The organism is Winogradskyella sp. MH6 (assembly GCF_022810765.1).
GTDB lineage: Bacteria > Bacteroidota > Bacteroidia > Flavobacteriales > Flavobacteriaceae > Winogradskyella.
Genome location: NZ_CP094494.1, coordinates 495,082 through 510,746, shown reverse-complemented (window position 1 = coordinate 510,746; position 15,665 = coordinate 495,082). Strand labels below are relative to the sequence as shown.

14 protein-coding genes are annotated in these 15,665 nt (G+C 33.0%); 6 read left to right on the top strand and 8 right to left on the bottom strand.

Translation table 11 applies throughout. The features are described 5' to 3' along the window. Nucleotides 1–106 precede the first annotated feature (106 nt). Complete coding sequence (locus tag MST30_RS02465) at nt 107–1,462, top strand: aspartyl protease family protein (RefSeq protein WP_243472828.1); 1,356 nt, start codon at nt 107–109, stop codon at nt 1,460–1,462. Between the two features lie 31 nt (nt 1,463–1,493). Here MST30_RS02465 and MST30_RS02460 read toward each other — a convergent pair whose 3' ends face one another. Then, entirely contained in the window at nt 1,494–1,922 is a 429-nt protein-coding gene (locus MST30_RS02460; RefSeq protein ID WP_243472827.1) for a DUF1573 domain-containing protein, read from the bottom strand. Between the two features lie 186 nt (nt 1,923–2,108). Between MST30_RS02460 and MST30_RS02455 the strand changes: the two genes are divergently transcribed. Further along, nucleotides 2,109–4,742, top strand: a complete 2,634-nt coding sequence (locus MST30_RS02455) for a valine--tRNA ligase (protein ID WP_243472826.1) — start codon at nt 2,109–2,111, stop codon at nt 4,740–4,742. Between the two features lie 56 nt (nt 4,743–4,798). Here MST30_RS02455 and rodA read toward each other — a convergent pair whose 3' ends face one another. From rodA to purH, 6 genes are all read right to left on the bottom strand, one after another. Next, nucleotides 4,799–6,079 carry a rod shape-determining protein RodA gene (gene rodA / locus MST30_RS02450; protein ID WP_243472825.1) on the bottom strand — a complete coding sequence of 427 codons (1,281 nt, stop codon included), beginning with the start codon at nt 6,077–6,079 and terminating at the stop codon, nt 4,799–4,801. 3 nt (nt 6,080–6,082) lie between these two features. Next, a complete protein-coding gene (gene mrdA / locus MST30_RS02445; protein ID WP_243472824.1) occupies nt 6,083–8,017 on the bottom strand; it encodes a penicillin-binding protein 2 in 1,935 nt (644 codons plus the stop codon). Then, nucleotides 8,014–8,436: a rod shape-determining protein MreD gene (locus MST30_RS02440; protein ID WP_346346977.1), complete on the bottom strand. Its 423-nt coding sequence runs from the start codon at nt 8,434–8,436 to the stop codon at nt 8,014–8,016. Before MST30_RS02440 ends, mrdA begins: the two co-directional genes overlap by 4 nt. 76 nt (nt 8,437–8,512) lie before the next feature. Further along, nucleotides 8,513–9,334, bottom strand: coding sequence for a rod shape-determining protein MreC (gene mreC / locus MST30_RS02435; protein WP_243472822.1), 822 nt, complete (start codon nt 9,332–9,334; stop codon nt 8,513–8,515). An 11-nt stretch (nt 9,335–9,345) separates the two neighbouring features. Next, complete coding sequence (locus MST30_RS02430; RefSeq protein WP_243472821.1) at nt 9,346–10,374, bottom strand: rod shape-determining protein; 1,029 nt, start codon at nt 10,372–10,374, stop codon at nt 9,346–9,348. Nucleotides 10,375–10,487: 113 nt separating this feature from the next. Then, the gene (purH, locus tag MST30_RS02425) at nt 10,488–12,017 is read right to left on the bottom strand and encodes a bifunctional phosphoribosylaminoimidazolecarboxamide formyltransferase/IMP cyclohydrolase (protein ID WP_243472820.1); all 1,530 of its coding nucleotides are present in this window, start codon (nt 12,015–12,017) and stop codon (nt 10,488–10,490) included. Between the two features lie 143 nt (nt 12,018–12,160). Here purH and MST30_RS02420 point away from each other — a divergent pair, with 143 nt between their 5' ends. Beyond that, nucleotides 12,161–13,414 (top strand): ABC transporter permease, encoded by a 1,254-nt coding sequence (locus MST30_RS02420; protein WP_243472819.1) that lies wholly within the window; start codon nt 12,161–12,163, stop codon nt 13,412–13,414. Between the two features lie 239 nt (nt 13,415–13,653). Here the strand turns inward: MST30_RS02420 and MST30_RS02415 are convergent, their stop codons facing one another. Further along, nucleotides 13,654–14,109: an XrtF-associated fRMsr-like GAF protein gene (locus MST30_RS02415; protein WP_243472818.1), complete on the bottom strand. Its 456-nt coding sequence runs from the start codon at nt 14,107–14,109 to the stop codon at nt 13,654–13,656. A gap of 93 nt (nt 14,110–14,202) precedes the next feature. On the opposite strand from MST30_RS02415, the gene xrtF reads away from it, so the two are divergent. Genes xrtF through MST30_RS02400 form a run of 3 tightly spaced genes read left to right on the top strand, consistent with a single transcriptional unit; the run spans nt 14,203 to nt 15,638 of the window. Next, complete coding sequence (xrtF, locus tag MST30_RS02410) at nt 14,203–14,754, top strand: exosortase family protein XrtF (RefSeq protein ID WP_243472817.1); 552 nt, start codon at nt 14,203–14,205, stop codon at nt 14,752–14,754. Continuing rightward, nucleotides 14,747–15,175, top strand: coding sequence for an exosortase F system-associated membrane protein (locus MST30_RS02405; protein WP_243472816.1), 429 nt, complete (start codon nt 14,747–14,749; stop codon nt 15,173–15,175). The genes xrtF and MST30_RS02405 overlap by 8 nt, the downstream gene beginning before the upstream one ends. Before the next feature lie 46 nt (nt 15,176–15,221). Continuing rightward, nucleotides 15,222–15,638 carry an HYC_CC_PP family protein gene (locus MST30_RS02400; RefSeq protein ID WP_243473845.1) on the top strand — a complete coding sequence of 139 codons (417 nt, stop codon included), beginning with the start codon at nt 15,222–15,224 and terminating at the stop codon, nt 15,636–15,638. Nucleotides 15,639–15,665 lie beyond the last annotated feature (27 nt).

Here is a 15,665-nt window from a genome sequence, read left to right as displayed (position 1 = left end):
AAAATTAAAGTGCTAAGTTCTGAAATTTCTTAAAGTTTCTACAAAAAATAACACTGAAAATGCAAAGTTGGATAAAGATTTGTAAATTCAGTAAAATCTATTTGATTTGAAACGTTGGCTCGTACATATAATAATACTTTTTTTTTATGGTAATAGTTGGCTATTATTTAGTCAAGGTCAGTTCTTTTTGAAGGATAAAGTAAGTGAAAAAATAAATTTTGAGTTTGCCGCCAATCTTATCATAATTCCAATAGAAGTAAATGGTGTAGAACTATCTTTCGTTTTAGATACAGGTGTTAGTAAGCCTATATTGTTTAACTTAACTGCAAATGATTCCCTTGATTTAAAAAACACAAAAACATTCTATTTACATGGTTTAGGTGCTGATGGTAAGATCGAAGCTTTAAAGTCTAGTTACAACAGGTTCAAGATTGGTGATGCTGTAGGTAGTAATCAAGATTTATATGTGGTTTTTGATACTGCTATAAACTTTACTCCTCGATTGGGAGTTGTTGTACATGGTATTATTGGGTATGATGTGTTCAAAGATTTTGTAGTAGAAATTAATTACAGTTCTAAATATATAAGATTGCATAAACCAGAATCTTTTAGGCCTAAAACATCAAGACAATGGCAATCTATTCCTATGGAGGTACATAAAAACAAACCTTATTTAGATGCTAAAATTGCTGTAGGTGCCAATTCTGAAGGTGTAAAATTGCTTATGGATACTGGTAGCAGTGATGCTTTGTGGTTGTTTGAAAATATAGAAAGAGGTATAGTACCAAACGATTCACTCTTTTTTAGAGATTATCTGGGTAAAGGATTAAGTGGTTCTGTGTATGGAAAAAGATCTAAGGTTAAGAGTTTTCAGTTAAGTAATTTTAATCTTGAAAACGTGAATGTCGCCTACCCTGATTCTGTTTCGGTAGATATTAATAAGATTTATGAAGAAAGAAATGGTAGTGTAGGTGGTGACATTTTAAAACGCTTTAATTTATATATAGATTACACTAATAAGAAATTGCATTTTAAAAAAAACCACTATTATAAAAAGCCATTTACTTATAATAACAGCGGAATAGTATTGGAGCACAACGGAAGCATGTTTGTAAAAGAACAGATTAAAATGCCCAAAACCGATGGTTATAGTTTGAATAATGACATGAATTCTGTGAAAATTGATCTTTCAATTAGCCATAGAATGTTATTGAAACCAATGTATAGTGTTGTTGAATTACGTAAATCTTCTAATGCTTATGCCTCAGGTCTAAGAGTTGGTGATATTTTGTTAAGTATAAACGGAAAAGAAGTTTATAACCTTAAGTTAAATGAAATCAATGAAATTTTACATGGCAAAACAGGCAGGCCGATAAAGTTGAAAATTGAGCGTTATGGTGAGGTAAAAGTATTTAAATTTAAGTTAGACAATGCCTTTAAAAAGAATGAGCCCTCAAATTGAGAGCTCATTAAATTTTATAAAACAATTGAGTTTATTGCTCAATCATACTTTTTTCCTTTTTGTCTAAAACACTTGTTTTATCAGGATCTATAACTAATCCTTTAATTTTTAGAGCAACTGTAGGAGTTTCAGCATTAGAAAAAACTGTAATGGTTTTTCTTATTGGGTTAACTCTTTTAGTGTCGTATTTTACTTCAATTTCACCACTTTCACCAGGCATAATTGGGTCTTTTGGTTTTTTAGGTACCGTACATCCACAAGTAGATTTTACATTTGAAATTACTAAAGGAGCGTTTCCTGTATTAGTAAATTCAAATGTTCTTACACCATTAGAACCTTTTTCAATTGTTCCGTAATCAATAACTGTGGTCTTAAACTCTATCTTAGCTACTTTCTTTTCTTGAGCAAAAGATCCAAAACTGATTAAACCTACAAATAGAATTGCTATTAAATTTTTCATCATTTAAATTTTTAAATTGATACTACCAAAACTACTTACTTTTTAATTCCCATCAAAATTAATTAGACGTAATACATGCTATTTAACAGAATTTGAAGCATAATATGCACTTTAAGCATCTAATAATTTTTCAAAAAAAGAAATATAAGTACTTTTGTCAGTTACTTAGCAAAAACGATACCAAATATGGAAATTCCATCAAAATATAACGCATTGTCAGTAGAAAAGAAGTGGTACGACTACTGGATGCAGCACAATTATTTTCACTCTACACCAGATGAAAGAGAGCCATACACCATAGTAATTCCACCACCTAACGTTACAGGAATTTTACATATGGGACATATGTTGAATAACACCATTCAAGATGTATTAATTCGTCGTGCACGTTTATTAGGAAAAAATGCATGTTGGGTTCCTGGTACAGACCATGCCTCAATCGCAACAGAAGCTAAAGTTGTTGCCAAGTTAAAAGCTGAAGGCATAGATAAAAACGATTTAACACGTGATGAATTTCTAAAACATGCATGGGATTGGACGCATGAATATGGAGGCGTTATTCTAGAGCAATTAAAGAAATTAGGATGTTCTTGCGATTGGGACAGAACCAAGTTTACCATGGACGACGATATGTCTGAAGCTGTAATAAAGGTTTTTGTTGACCTATATAATAAAGGACTTATTTATCGTGGTTACCGCATGGTAAATTGGGACCCAGAAGCTAAGACAACACTCTCTGATGAAGAGGTAGAATATGTTGAAAAACAAGGAAAGCTTTACTATGTAAACTATAAAATAGAAGGGTCTGATGATACCTTAACTATTGCTACAACACGGCCTGAAACTATTTTAGGTGACTCGGCAATTTGTATTAATCCAGAAGATCCAAGACATCAAAATCTTAAGGGTAAGAAAGCTATTGTGCCAATTTGCAATCGAGTTATCCCAATTATTGAAGATGACTATGTAGATGTAGAGTTTGGTACTGGTTGCTTAAAAGTAACACCTGCACACGATGAAAATGATAAGGTGTTAGGCGACAAGCATAACTTAGAAGTTATAGACATTTTTAATGAAGATGCTACGCTAAATAGTTACGGTATGCATTACGAAGGTCAAGATCGTTTTGCGGTTCGTAAAGCTATTGTGAAGGAATTAGAATCTTTAGGTCAAATCGAAAAGATTGAAGATTACACCAATAGAGTTGGTATTTCTGAGCGTACAAAAGCGATTATAGAACCTCGTTTAAGCGACCAATGGTTCTTAAAAATGGAAGATTTGGCTAAGCCAGCTTTAGATGCTGTTCTTACAAATGGAGATGTGAAGCTTTTTCCTAAAAAGTTTGAAAATACATACCGTCACTGGATGGAAAACATCAGAGATTGGAACATTTCGCGTCAGTTACTTTGGGGACAACAAATTCCTGCGTATTACTATGGTGATGGAAAAGAAGATTTTGTTGTTGCAGAAACTATTGAAGACGCTGTAAAACTTGCTCAAGAAAAAACATCTAATTCAGAGCTTCAAACTTCAGACTTACGTCAGGAAACTGACGCACTAGATACATGGTTTTCATCTTGGCTATGGCCAATGAGTGTTTTTGATGGAATACGAAATCCTGAAAACGAAGAAATAAAATACTACTACCCAACCAATGATTTGGTAACAGGTCCAGACATTCTGTTCTTTTGGGTAGCTCGTATGATTATTGCAGGTTATGAGTATAAAGGAGAAAGACCATTTGAAAATGTTTACCTAACCGGATTGGTAAGAGATAAGCAGAGAAGAAAAATGTCTAAGTCGCTTGGTAATTCACCAGATGCCTTAAAGCTTATTGAAGAATATGGTGCAGACGGCGTAAGAGTTGGTTTGTTATTGAGTTCTGCAGCAGGTAATGATTTGTTGTTTGATGAAGCTTTATGTCAACAAGGTAAAGGATTAGGAAACAAAGTTTGGAGTGCTTTTTATCTAACAACACTTTGGGGTGTATCTGATAAAATTGAACAACCTCAATCGAGCAAAATTGGTTTAGAGTGGTACGAAGCTAAATTTCAAAAAGTACTAGTAGAAATCGAAGATCATTTTAGCAAATACCGTCTTAGTGATGCGTTAATGGCTATTTACAAATTAATTTTTGATGATTTCTGTGGATGGTTGTTAGAGATTGTAAAGCCAGCTTATGGTGAGCCTATTGATGCAATAACATACAATAAATTAATCGCATTATTTGAAGATAACTTAAAAATTATGCACCCATTTATGCCATTTATCACTGAAGAAATTTGGCAAACTATGAAATCGCGCTCACCAGAAGAAGCCTTAATCATAGCAAAATGGCCAGCTCAAAAGGATTCAAATGATGCATTAATTTCGCAGTTTGACTTTGCATCTGAAGTGATTTCTGGAATCAGAAATATCAGAAAACAAAAGAATATTGCATTCAAAGATGCTATAGGATTCTCAGTTGTAAATAACGAAAATGTTGAACCAGCTTTTGATGAGGTTATTGCCAAAATGGGTAATCTAAGTAGTTTCGATTATGTTAATGAGTCTGTAGATGGTGCTTTAACCTTTAGAGTAAAATCTAACGAATACTTTATTCCAATGGAAGGAAGTATTAATGTTGAAGCAGAAGTTAAAAAGTTGACAGAAGAATTAAATTATACAGAAGGGTTCTTAAAATCGGTTCAAAAGAAATTATCTAACGAACGTTTTGTAAACAATGCGCCAGAGCAAGTTGTAGCTTCTGAAAAGAAAAAGGAAGCAGATGCTTTAGCTAAAATTGAAACAATTAAAGCAAGTTTAGCAAGTTTGAATTAATTCAAATTTTTAAATAAAACGATAATAAAAGACTACTGTTAAAGTGGTCTTTTTTTTTACCATTCATTAATTTTATTACTATCCAACTTCACAAAAATGAAGAGTAAAATGGTAAAGCCCCAAAGTCCTGAGCCACCATAACTAAAAAAGGGCAAAGGGATACCAACAGTAGGTATTAAGCCCATTACCATGCCAATATTTATAGTAAAGTGAATAAAAAGAATAGAGGCGACACCATAGCCATAAACACGGCTAAATTGCGATTTTTGAGCTTCTGCTAAATACAGGATTCTAATAATTAAAAACACAAACAGAAAAACTACAATACTACTGCCAACAAATCCCCATTCTTCGCCTACAGTACTAAAAATATAATCTGTTTCTTGTTCTGGGACAAATTTCCCTGTTGTCCTTGTCCCTTCAAGAAATCCTTTTCCTGTTAACCCACCAGAGCTTATAGCTTCTTCTGATTGAATAAGGTTATAGGCTTCAGATTTTCTCATTTTTTCGAGTTTTGCAGGATCTTTTTCTAAACGCAACCAAAGACTAATTCTATTTTGTTGATGGGTTTGTAAGCCATGGTTGTAGAATAGTTTTACACCATAAGCAAATCCAATGGCTAAAAATAATACAAGTACATATTGAAGTTTTGAAGCACGTTTCTTTTTTCTTGTAAAATAGCGTATTGTGAGTACAATTGCTGCAGCGATTGTGGTAGCTATAATACCAAACTTTAAAGATAGAACTGCTAAAAAGATAAAAGATAAGGCAGCGATTAAATAAATTTGTTGCAAGCCTTCCCTGTAAAAAACAAAGAAAAAGGCAGTATAAACAATAGTACTTCCTGCATCATTTTGTAGTAATATTAATAGAGCAGGAATAAAAATAATAGCGGCAACACGAATTTGATCCTTTAGGGTCTTCATGTTGGTCTGCAAATCGCTGATGTACTTCGCTACGGCTAAGGCTGTGGCAAACTTAGCAAACTCACTAGGTTGAATAGTCATGCTACCAATGCCATACCACGAGCGTGCTCCATTTACATCTTTACCAAAAATAAAGAGACCGACTAATGCTAAAATGGCGACCAAATATATAATACTAGCAAAACGTTCATAAAACTTGGCTTCAAGAGATAGAATCAAAATAATGATTACAAAGGTTAATCCAATAAAAACCAATTGTTTTCCATAAAGTTCAGTCATGTTAAGATAACTCGTTACCTCTCCATCATGAGATGCGGATAAAATATTAATATAGCCAAAACCTACTAACAAAAGAAAAAGGATAATTGTAATCCAGTCAAACTTAAAACGTCTTTGATTTTCTCTAAGCATTAACTATTGTTTTAAGGTCTCTTGTCCCTCCGGTTTTATAGCGTAATTATCTATAACTTGAAGTGTTGTTTCTTTATTGATCTTAAAAGGTTCTCCAGACAAAGGTTTTGCATATTCATCTTCAAGGCTATGCGTTAGAATCCAATTCTCTAAGTCTGTTCTGGTAATATGACCTTTAATGTATTTTTCAATCATTAAACTTGCCATTCGACCAGCAAAGCGACTTCCCCAATATCCGTTTTCAACAAAAACAGCTATAGCTATTTTAGGATTATCTTTTGGTGCAAAAGCCACAAAAATAGAATGATCGGTTAATTGTGTTTTTTTACCATCAATTATAGCAAAATTTTCGGCTGTACCTGTTTTTCCACAAATTTCGATACCCTCAACTCTTAGAGCTTTTGCGGTACCATCGTTATATACATCAAACATACCTTCTATTATAGGTTCAAAATGTTTTCTGTCTATCGTTGTATATTTTGGTGTGGTGAAATTTGAAGGAATGGTATCGCCTTCAATAGTTTTTATAATATGTGGTGTGTAGTAATAGCCGCGATTTCCGATGGCAGCAGCCATATTGGCTAATTGAATTGGAGTGGCTTCAACTTCGCCTTGGCCAATCGCATTAGAAACAATATAGGTTGAGCCCCAACGATTATCTCCGTATGCTCTATCATAATAATTTCCATCTGGTATTCGGCCAGGACGACCAACAGATAAATCGTTATTTAAAAAGTCACCTAAGCCAAAACTTTTAGCATGCTTAGCCCAAACGTTCATGCCATCTCCAGCATCATCATATTTGTCAACAATACGTCTGTAGACATTTACAAAATAAGCATTACACGACTGTGCTATTCCCATGTTCATATCAACAGGGCTTCTGTGGTGGTGGCAACCGGTTAAACGTCTGCTGCCATAATAATAACCCATTTTGCAGCTAAAAGTGTCGTGTTCATCTACAACACCTTCTTGTAAGCCTATTAGTGCATTTATAACCTTAAAAGGTGAGCCAGGAGGATATTGTGCTAGCAATCCTCTATCATATAATGGTTTTGCAATAGTATCGTAGTGCAATTTATTGTAATTCTCAGAGCGGTTTCTTCCAACGAGAATATTTGGGTTGTAACTTGGACCTGTAACCATAGCTAATATCTCACCGCTACTAGGTTCTATAGCGACTATACCTCCTCGTTTATGTTTCATTAAAAGCTCTCCATAAGCTTGCAATTCTGAATCTATAGTAATGGTGATATCTTTGCCAGGAACAGGTAATGTGTCTAGAGTTCCTTCCTTAAAAGGACCAATATTTTTATTAAATCTATCTTTTTGAATAAATTTTATGCCTTTTGTTCCTCTAAGGATGTCTTCATAGGATTGCTCAACACCTTGTTTACCGATTAAATCTCCCAACTTGTAATAGGGCTGTTTTTCAATAATACTTCGATTAACTTCGCCTATATCGCCTAATACATTTGCTCCAATTGTGGTTTGGTATGATCTTAATGAACGCTTCTGAATATAGAAACCTGTATACTTTCGCATTTTTTCCTGAAGTACAGCATAATCAGATTTTGATAACTGTGGAACAAAAGGTGATGGTAATCGTGGAGAGTAGTTCTTGGCGCGCTCTAATTTTTTGTCATAGTCTTCTTTTGTAATCTTCAGAAGATTGCAAAACTCAATCAGTTCTAAAGAATCTAATGGTTCTACTTCTCTGGGAATGACCATAACATCATATGATGGTTGGTTGGCCACGAGTAATTTTCCGTTTCTGTCATAGACATAACCACGCTTAGGATAAGTGTACTCTTTCTTTATTGCTGTATCTTCAAAGATGTCATACTCATAACCTCCATAGACTTGTAGATAGAACAGACGTGCTATAAAAACAAGGCCAACAAGTATAACAGTGGTTAAGAGTAAAAGTTTTCTCATTTTTTATTTCGACTAAATAGGACTATGATTAGGATACAAAGTATTATAGTAAAAATACTGGAGAATAACGTTTTTTTCAAGATTAAAAGTATGCCAGAAATGTTAAAAACTTCTAACGAAAATAGAATGAGGTGGTGAGTAAAAGTACCGAGAGTAATGTATGTAATTAAACTACCTAACTCTGTATTGCTAAATTTTATGCTTTGATGCTCGTAGAGCATACCAAAAGAAGTTTTTAAGAATACTGGTCTGGCATAAGCTAATACAACAGAGGCGGCTGCATGTACACCACCAGAATCCAAAAACATATCAACTAACATGCCTAATAAAAAACTTGTTATTAATAAAATAAGTCGATTTTCTCTAATAGGAAATAGAAAGATGAAAATGATGTAGATATATGGGTTAATGTAACCCATGAAATTTATATGGCTGCAAATAACAACCTGTACCAGAAACAATATTATAAAACGAATACTATTTATACCAAAAACATTATTCATTGCTGCTACTTTGTAAATTCAAAATTTCGTCCCTGTCTTGGTTTTCGAGGATGTAAATGGTTCCGATATTGGTCATATCGTTAAACAATTTTACCTGAATCGTATACGTATCTCCGCTAATGTCGGTTTCAAAACTTTCAATGCTTCCTATGTTAATTCCTTTTGGGAAAATTGAGGATTGACCACCAGTAACAATAGTATCTCCAACTTTTACAGGCGCAAACTTAGATACATCGATTAGCTGAACAAATTCAGGTGATTTAACGTTCCAAGTTAAAGAACCTATATGGTTTGAGTTTTTCAATTTGGCATTAATTCTACTTTTTTTACTTAAAATGGAAAGTACAGTAGCGTAATTTTTTGAGGTGTTATCAATAATACCAATAATGCCTTTTGATGTTATGACTCCAAAATCTTGTTTTACGCTATCGTTCTTACCTTTGTTGATGGTAAGAAAATTATTGGTTGAAGAATAACTGTTTTTATAGACATCTGCAGTTGTTATTCTGTAGTTTTCTCTAGAGATTGTAGTATCTATAACTACATTGTTTTCTGAGTCGATAGAATTGAAAAGCTGCTCCTTTAAGCGTTTGTTCTCTTCAGCAAGTATTTTGTTTTCTTGCTCTAAATCAAAATACTTATCAATTGAGTTTACAGTACCATAAACACCTCCAGATAATGCATTTGCAGAGTTTATAAACTTACTTCTGTGATAGGAATGTGATTGGATAGTGAGCGCTAAACCAACACTAAAAAGGAAAAAAAACAACAGAAAGGTTTTGTTTCTAATAACAAAATTTATGATTTGTTGCATTTATTTTCCTTTTATTTTATCAATACGCTTTTGAATTTTGGTAAGTTTTTAAGTACAATTCCTGTACCTCTTACTACGGCTCTTAATGGGTCTTCTGCGATATAAACTGGTAAATCTGTTTTTTGAGACAAACGTTTGTCTAAGCCTCTTAACATAGATCCACCACCTGCAAGATAAATACCTGTGTTGTATATGTCTGCGGCTAATTCAGGTGGAGTTTGAGATAAGGTTTCCATTACAGAATCTTCAATTCTTAAGATAGATTTATCTAATGCTTTAGCAATCTCTCTATATGAAATCTGAACCTGTTTAGGCTTACCGGTTAATAAATCACGTCCTTGAACGCTCATATCTTCAGGTGGTAATTCAAGATCTTCCGTTGCAGCTCCAATTTGAATTTTTATCTTTTCGGCAGTTCTATCTCCAACGTACAAGTTATGTTGTGTACGCATGTAATAGATAATATCGTTGGTAAATACATCACCAGCAACTTTAACAGATTTGTCACAAACAATACCTCCAAGTGCTATAACTGCAATTTCAGTAGTACCACCACCTATATCTACAATCATATTACCTTTTGGTTGCATAATATCTACGCCAATACCAATAGCTGCAGCCATTGGCTCATGGATAAGGTAAACCTCTTTACCATTAACACGCTCACAAGATTCTTTTACCGCTCGCATTTCAACTTCAGTAATACCAGAAGGAATACAAACAACCATTCGTAATGCAGGATTAAAAAACTTTTTCTTTAGTGCAGGTATGTTTTTTATAAACATACTTATCATTTGTTCAGAGGCATCAAAATCTGCAATTACACCATCTTTTAGAGGTCTAATCGTTTTAATGTTCTCGTGCGTTTTACCTTGCATCATGTTGGCTTCTTTACCAACAGCAATTATTTTATTACTAATACGGTCTCTTGCTACTATAGAAGGGTTATCTACAACAACTTTATCGTTGTGTATAATTAGTGTGTTTGCGGTTCCTAAATCTATGGCTATTTCTTCCGTTAGGAAATCAAAAAATCCCATGCGCGTTTATAATATTATTTGGGTTATTCTTGTCATAAGTTTATGACTAAGCGTAAATGTAATAAATTATACGTTATTTCTGCCTTTATAGATGTTTTAACTCAATATATTTTTTAGTGCTTAAAATGACGTGTTCCTGTAAAGACCATAGCAACATTATTTTCATTACAATAATTGATACTTAATTCGTCTTTAATAGAGCCACCAGGTTGAATCACAGCAGTGATACCAGCATTATCTGCAATCTCTACACAATCAGGAAAAGGGAAAAATGCATCGCTTGCCATAACAGCTCCTTCTAAATCAAAATTAAAAGATTTTGCTTTGTGAATAGCTTGGTTTAGTGCATCTACACGGCTTGTTTGTCCTGTTCCGCTTGCTAAAAGTTGCTTGTTTTTTGCAAGAACTATGGTGTTAGATTTTGTGTGCTTACATAGTTTTGAAGCAAAAATTAAATCTTCTTTTTCAGCATCTGTTGGTGCTTTTGTTGTTGCAGTATTTAGATCTTCTAAACTGTCAGTTTTGTTGTCTTTGTCTTGAACTAAAACGCCATTCAAGCAGGTTCTAACAGTTTTTTCAGATAGTTCAACATCATTTAAGATTAAAAGAATTCTGTTTTTCTTTCCTTTTAAAATCTCTAAAGCTTCGTTACTAAATGAAGGTGCAATAACAACCTCACAGAATAACTTGTGAATTTCTTCTGCAGTTGCTTTATCAATCTCTGTATTTGAGATTAAAATACCACCAAAAGCAGAAACAGGATCACCAGCTAAAGCATCTACATAGGCTTGATGAATAGTATCTCTTTGTGCAAAACCACATGCATTATTGTGTTTTAAAATAGCAAAAGTAGGGTCTTCACCTTTAAATTCTAAAATAAGATTTACAGCAGCATCAACGTCTAAAAGGTTGTTGTAGCTTAATTCTTTACCGTGAAGTTTTGTGAACATTGCATCAAAATCACCAAAGAAAAAGCCTTTTTGGTGAGGGTTTTCGCCATAACGCAATACTTTTCCTTTTGTCTCACTAATCTTTAAAACTGTTTCTTCTTCATTCTTATTGAAATAGTTAAAAATAGCAGAATCATAATGAGAAGATACATTAAATGCCTTTGTAGCAAAACGCTTACGATCTTCTTCAGAAGTTTCACCTTTTTTAGATTCAAGTAATTCTAAAAATTCAGCATAATCATCTACAGAAGATACACATGTAACATCTGCATAGTTTTTAGCGGCAGCTCTAATGAGTGAAATACCTCCAATGTCAATTTTTTCAATAATATCTTGATTGCTGGCACCAGAAGCCACCGTTTTTTCAAAAGGATATAAGTCAACAATTACCAAGTCTATTTGCGGAATTTCAAACTCAGCAAGCTCTGCTACGTCACCTTCGTGATTTTGACGGTTTAAAATACCACCAAAAACTTTTGGATGTAAAGTTTTAACTCTTCCACCTAGGATTGAAGGGTAAGATGTAACATCTTCTACAGGAACGACATTAATGCCTAAGTCTTTAATAAATTTTTCTGTTCCACCAGTTGAATAAATAGTAACGTTAAGGTCGTTTAATTTTTTTACGATTGGTTCTAATCCGTCTTTACTAAATACCGAAATTAGTGCTGAGGAGATGGTTTTGTTGCTCATAATGTTGTGTTGCGATTTTGATGCTGCAAAAATAAAATAAACAATAGTATAATCTTAGGGGTTATCTCAGTTTCTTTAAGTTTTTTGTAACAATAAATTGTTGAAAACGTCCTATCTTTAAATTGTTTTAAAACAACCAACACATGCTTGTCTATTTAAGAGTATTCAAAGAGAGCTTTTCGTTTGCGTTAAATGCCCTTAGGAATAATAAGTTACGTACCTTTTTATCACTTTTAGGGGTTACGGTTGGTATCTTTTCAATTATTGCAGTTTTGGCGGCTGTAGATTCTTTAGATAGAAATATTAAAGAAAACCTATCAGGATTAGACAAAAACACTATTTATCTTACCAAATTTTCATTTGGTCCTACAGATGTGCCAAGATGGAAACGTGATAATTTTCCTCAAACAGATTACGATGATTTTGAATATATAAGACGTAATGTGCCAGATATTGAAGAGTCTGCATATGTAATTTTTGGTGGCGCTGAAACTATAAGATATCAAGCGGAGACCATCACAAATGTGGAAGTAACACCAATATCTCATGGTATTTATGCAATAGAAGATTTAAAAATTGATAAAGGTAGATTTTATTCAGAATTAGAATCTGATACTGGTGCATCAGTGATTGTTATAGGTTATGAATTGGCTGAAAATTTATTTGATCAGTCTAATCCGATAGGTAAAGTTGTGCGTGTTTATGGTAGAAAATTAACTGTCATTGGTGTATTAAAAAAATATGGATCGGGTTTAGGAGACTCTCCTGATGGAAAGGCCTATGTTCCAGCAAATTTTGTGAGACAATTTAGAAACGGAGGAGTAGATGGTTTGCCTGGTGCCATAGTTATTAAACCAAAAGCTGGTGTTGATATTGGTGCTTTTGAAAGTGTTTTAAAACAAAAATTCAGAGCTTACAGAGGGCTTAAAGCTGATGAGGATGACGACTTCTTTGTCAATAAATTATCAGGTTTAGTGTCTTTCGTTGATGCGATTATAGGTACACTTAATCTTGTAGGTTGGGTTATAAGTGGATTCTCACTATTAGTTGGTGGCTTTGGTATTGCCAATATTATGTTTGTGAGTGTAAAAGAACGTACTAATCTTATCGGAATTCAGAAATCTTTAGGAGCTAAGAACCGTTTTATTTTATTTCAATTTTTATTTGAAGCTGTAATCTTAGCAGTTGTTGGTGGCTTAATAGGATTGTTTCTTGTTTATATAACAGCTTTAATAATGAATGGTGTAGTAGGAGATAGTTTTGAGTTTGTACTTTCCTTCGGAAACATGTTCTTAGGTTTTGCACTTTCTACACTTATTGGTTTGATTTCTGGAGTGATACCTGCGTTTTCAGCATCCCGTTTAGATCCTGTTGAGGCTATTAGAACTGGAATGTAATAGTTTTATGAAGCAACAGTTTTGGAAATACTATTTTTCTGTATTTATAACCTTAATCCTGATATTATTTAGTTATTTCTACTTCTCTGAAGAGGTAATAGGGATAAATAAAACTGTAAACTGGGCTTGAGATTTAACCAATTTTGTTTTTTGGTTAGAACTAATAATATATTTAACCATTATATTTCTAATGGTATATATACTTACCAAAATATTGGTTTACATCATCAATTACTTTACTAAATAATTTTTGCAACTTCCTCACAAACAAATTCTAAAAAGCGTTCATCAGCTTCAGAAAATGGATCTGGAGTATTAGAATCTATATCTATTTGTCCGATATTTTCACCGTTTACAAAAATTGGGATTACAATCTCAGCTTTTACCGTAATGCTACATGCTATGTAATTATCTTGTGCAGAGACATCTGGCACTACAAAGTTTTTGTTACTCACGGCAACTTGTCCGCAAATCCCTTTTCCGAATGGAATAATAGTGTGGTCTGTTGGTTCACCAACATAAGGCCCTAGTTTTAATTCGTTTTTATCACCATTTTTAAAATAGAAACCAACCCAATTGTAATAGTCTATATTAGCTTCAAGAAACTCACAAATTTTTAAAAGACGCTCGTCTATATTAAAGTTTGTGTTTGATACTATTGATTTTATTTTAGGTTTTAGGGTTTCAAAAGTCATAATTGCAAGTGTTTTTGGCAAAAATATCCAAAAGCGTGAACTTTTAAATTAGGGTTTTCATAAATTTAACAGCGTACTAATAACAAATTTTATTTGAGAGAGCTCTTAACAAAATATAAACTCGTTATAAGATTTATTATCACCTTTTTATTGGTTTATGGTGTATTAACCATTGGTTATAATGTGTATTTAAAATTATCAGATGGTTCTAAATACTATCCAGATTATATGACCAATTTGGTTGCTAGACAGACCAATTCCTTACTTAATACTATTGGCTATGAAGCTAAGATTTTGCCACATCCAGATGAGGCTTCGATGAAAATTATTATTAATGGAAAATTTGTTGCCAGAGTTATAGAAGGTTGTAATGCTGTGAGCATTATCATTTTGTTTCTATCATTTATTGTTGCTTTTGCAGGAAAGTTTAAAACAACATTATTTTATTGTTTTGCTGGTAGTATAATCATATATGCCTTTAATCTTATTCGAATAGTTATTTTATCAGCAGGACTTTACCATTACCCATGGAGACGTGAGGTATTGCACAATGTTATTTTCCCAATGTTGATTTATAGTACAGTGTTTTTACTTTGGATGTTTTGGGTGAACAGGTTTTCTAAAAATGTAAAAGCAAATGCCTAAACTTACGCGTTACATATTAGCTGTTCTATTGTTACTTGTTTTGGTAGCAATTAGAGGCTTTGAGGATTATTTGTTTTATGACCCTTATCTCACATTTTTTGAAAATGACTATCTCTATATGGATAATCCAAGACGAGAAGTTGCTAAATTAGTATTCTACACCAGTCTTCGATATGTGCTAAATACTTTCGCATCATTAGGAATCCTTTACTTTGTTTTTAATGATAAAGTGATGATAAAATTTACTACATTATTGTATGTTATCGCTTATGTACTATTACTGATTCCTTTTCTATATTTTGTCATCAACCCTAGGCAAGAAGATTATTATTTATTCTTTAATGTAAGACGGTTTTTAATTCAGCCTATAGGTTTAATACTGCTATTACCAGCATTTTACTATTATAAGCTTAATCGTTAAGGATTTTATAAAATCATTTCTGTTTGTGTCAATTTTGTAACTTTGCATTGTGAAATTTTCATTTCTAAATAGAACCATTGCTGTAACACTATCTTTTTTAGTGCTATTTTCTACGCTTTCTTTAGCGATAGAAAAACATTTTTGTGGTGATACTTTAGTCGACGTTGCTATTTTCACTAACGTAAAAAAATGCGGTACCGAGATGCAAGACATGAATCAATCGGAAATCGTAAAAAAGTCTTGTTGTAAAGATGAAACAGAAATCATTAATGGACAGGATGAATTAAAAATTAATTCATTTGATGATTTGTCAAGCATACAAAAGCAAATACTTGTTGCTTTTAATTTTAGCTATATCAACCTGTTTGAAGGTTTACCTAAAAAAACCATACCAAACAGAGATTACTCACCTCCCGAAATAGTGAAAGACATACACGTTTTGGACGAAACTTACCTTATTTAATATTTTGAAATTTCAGAAAAATTGGCA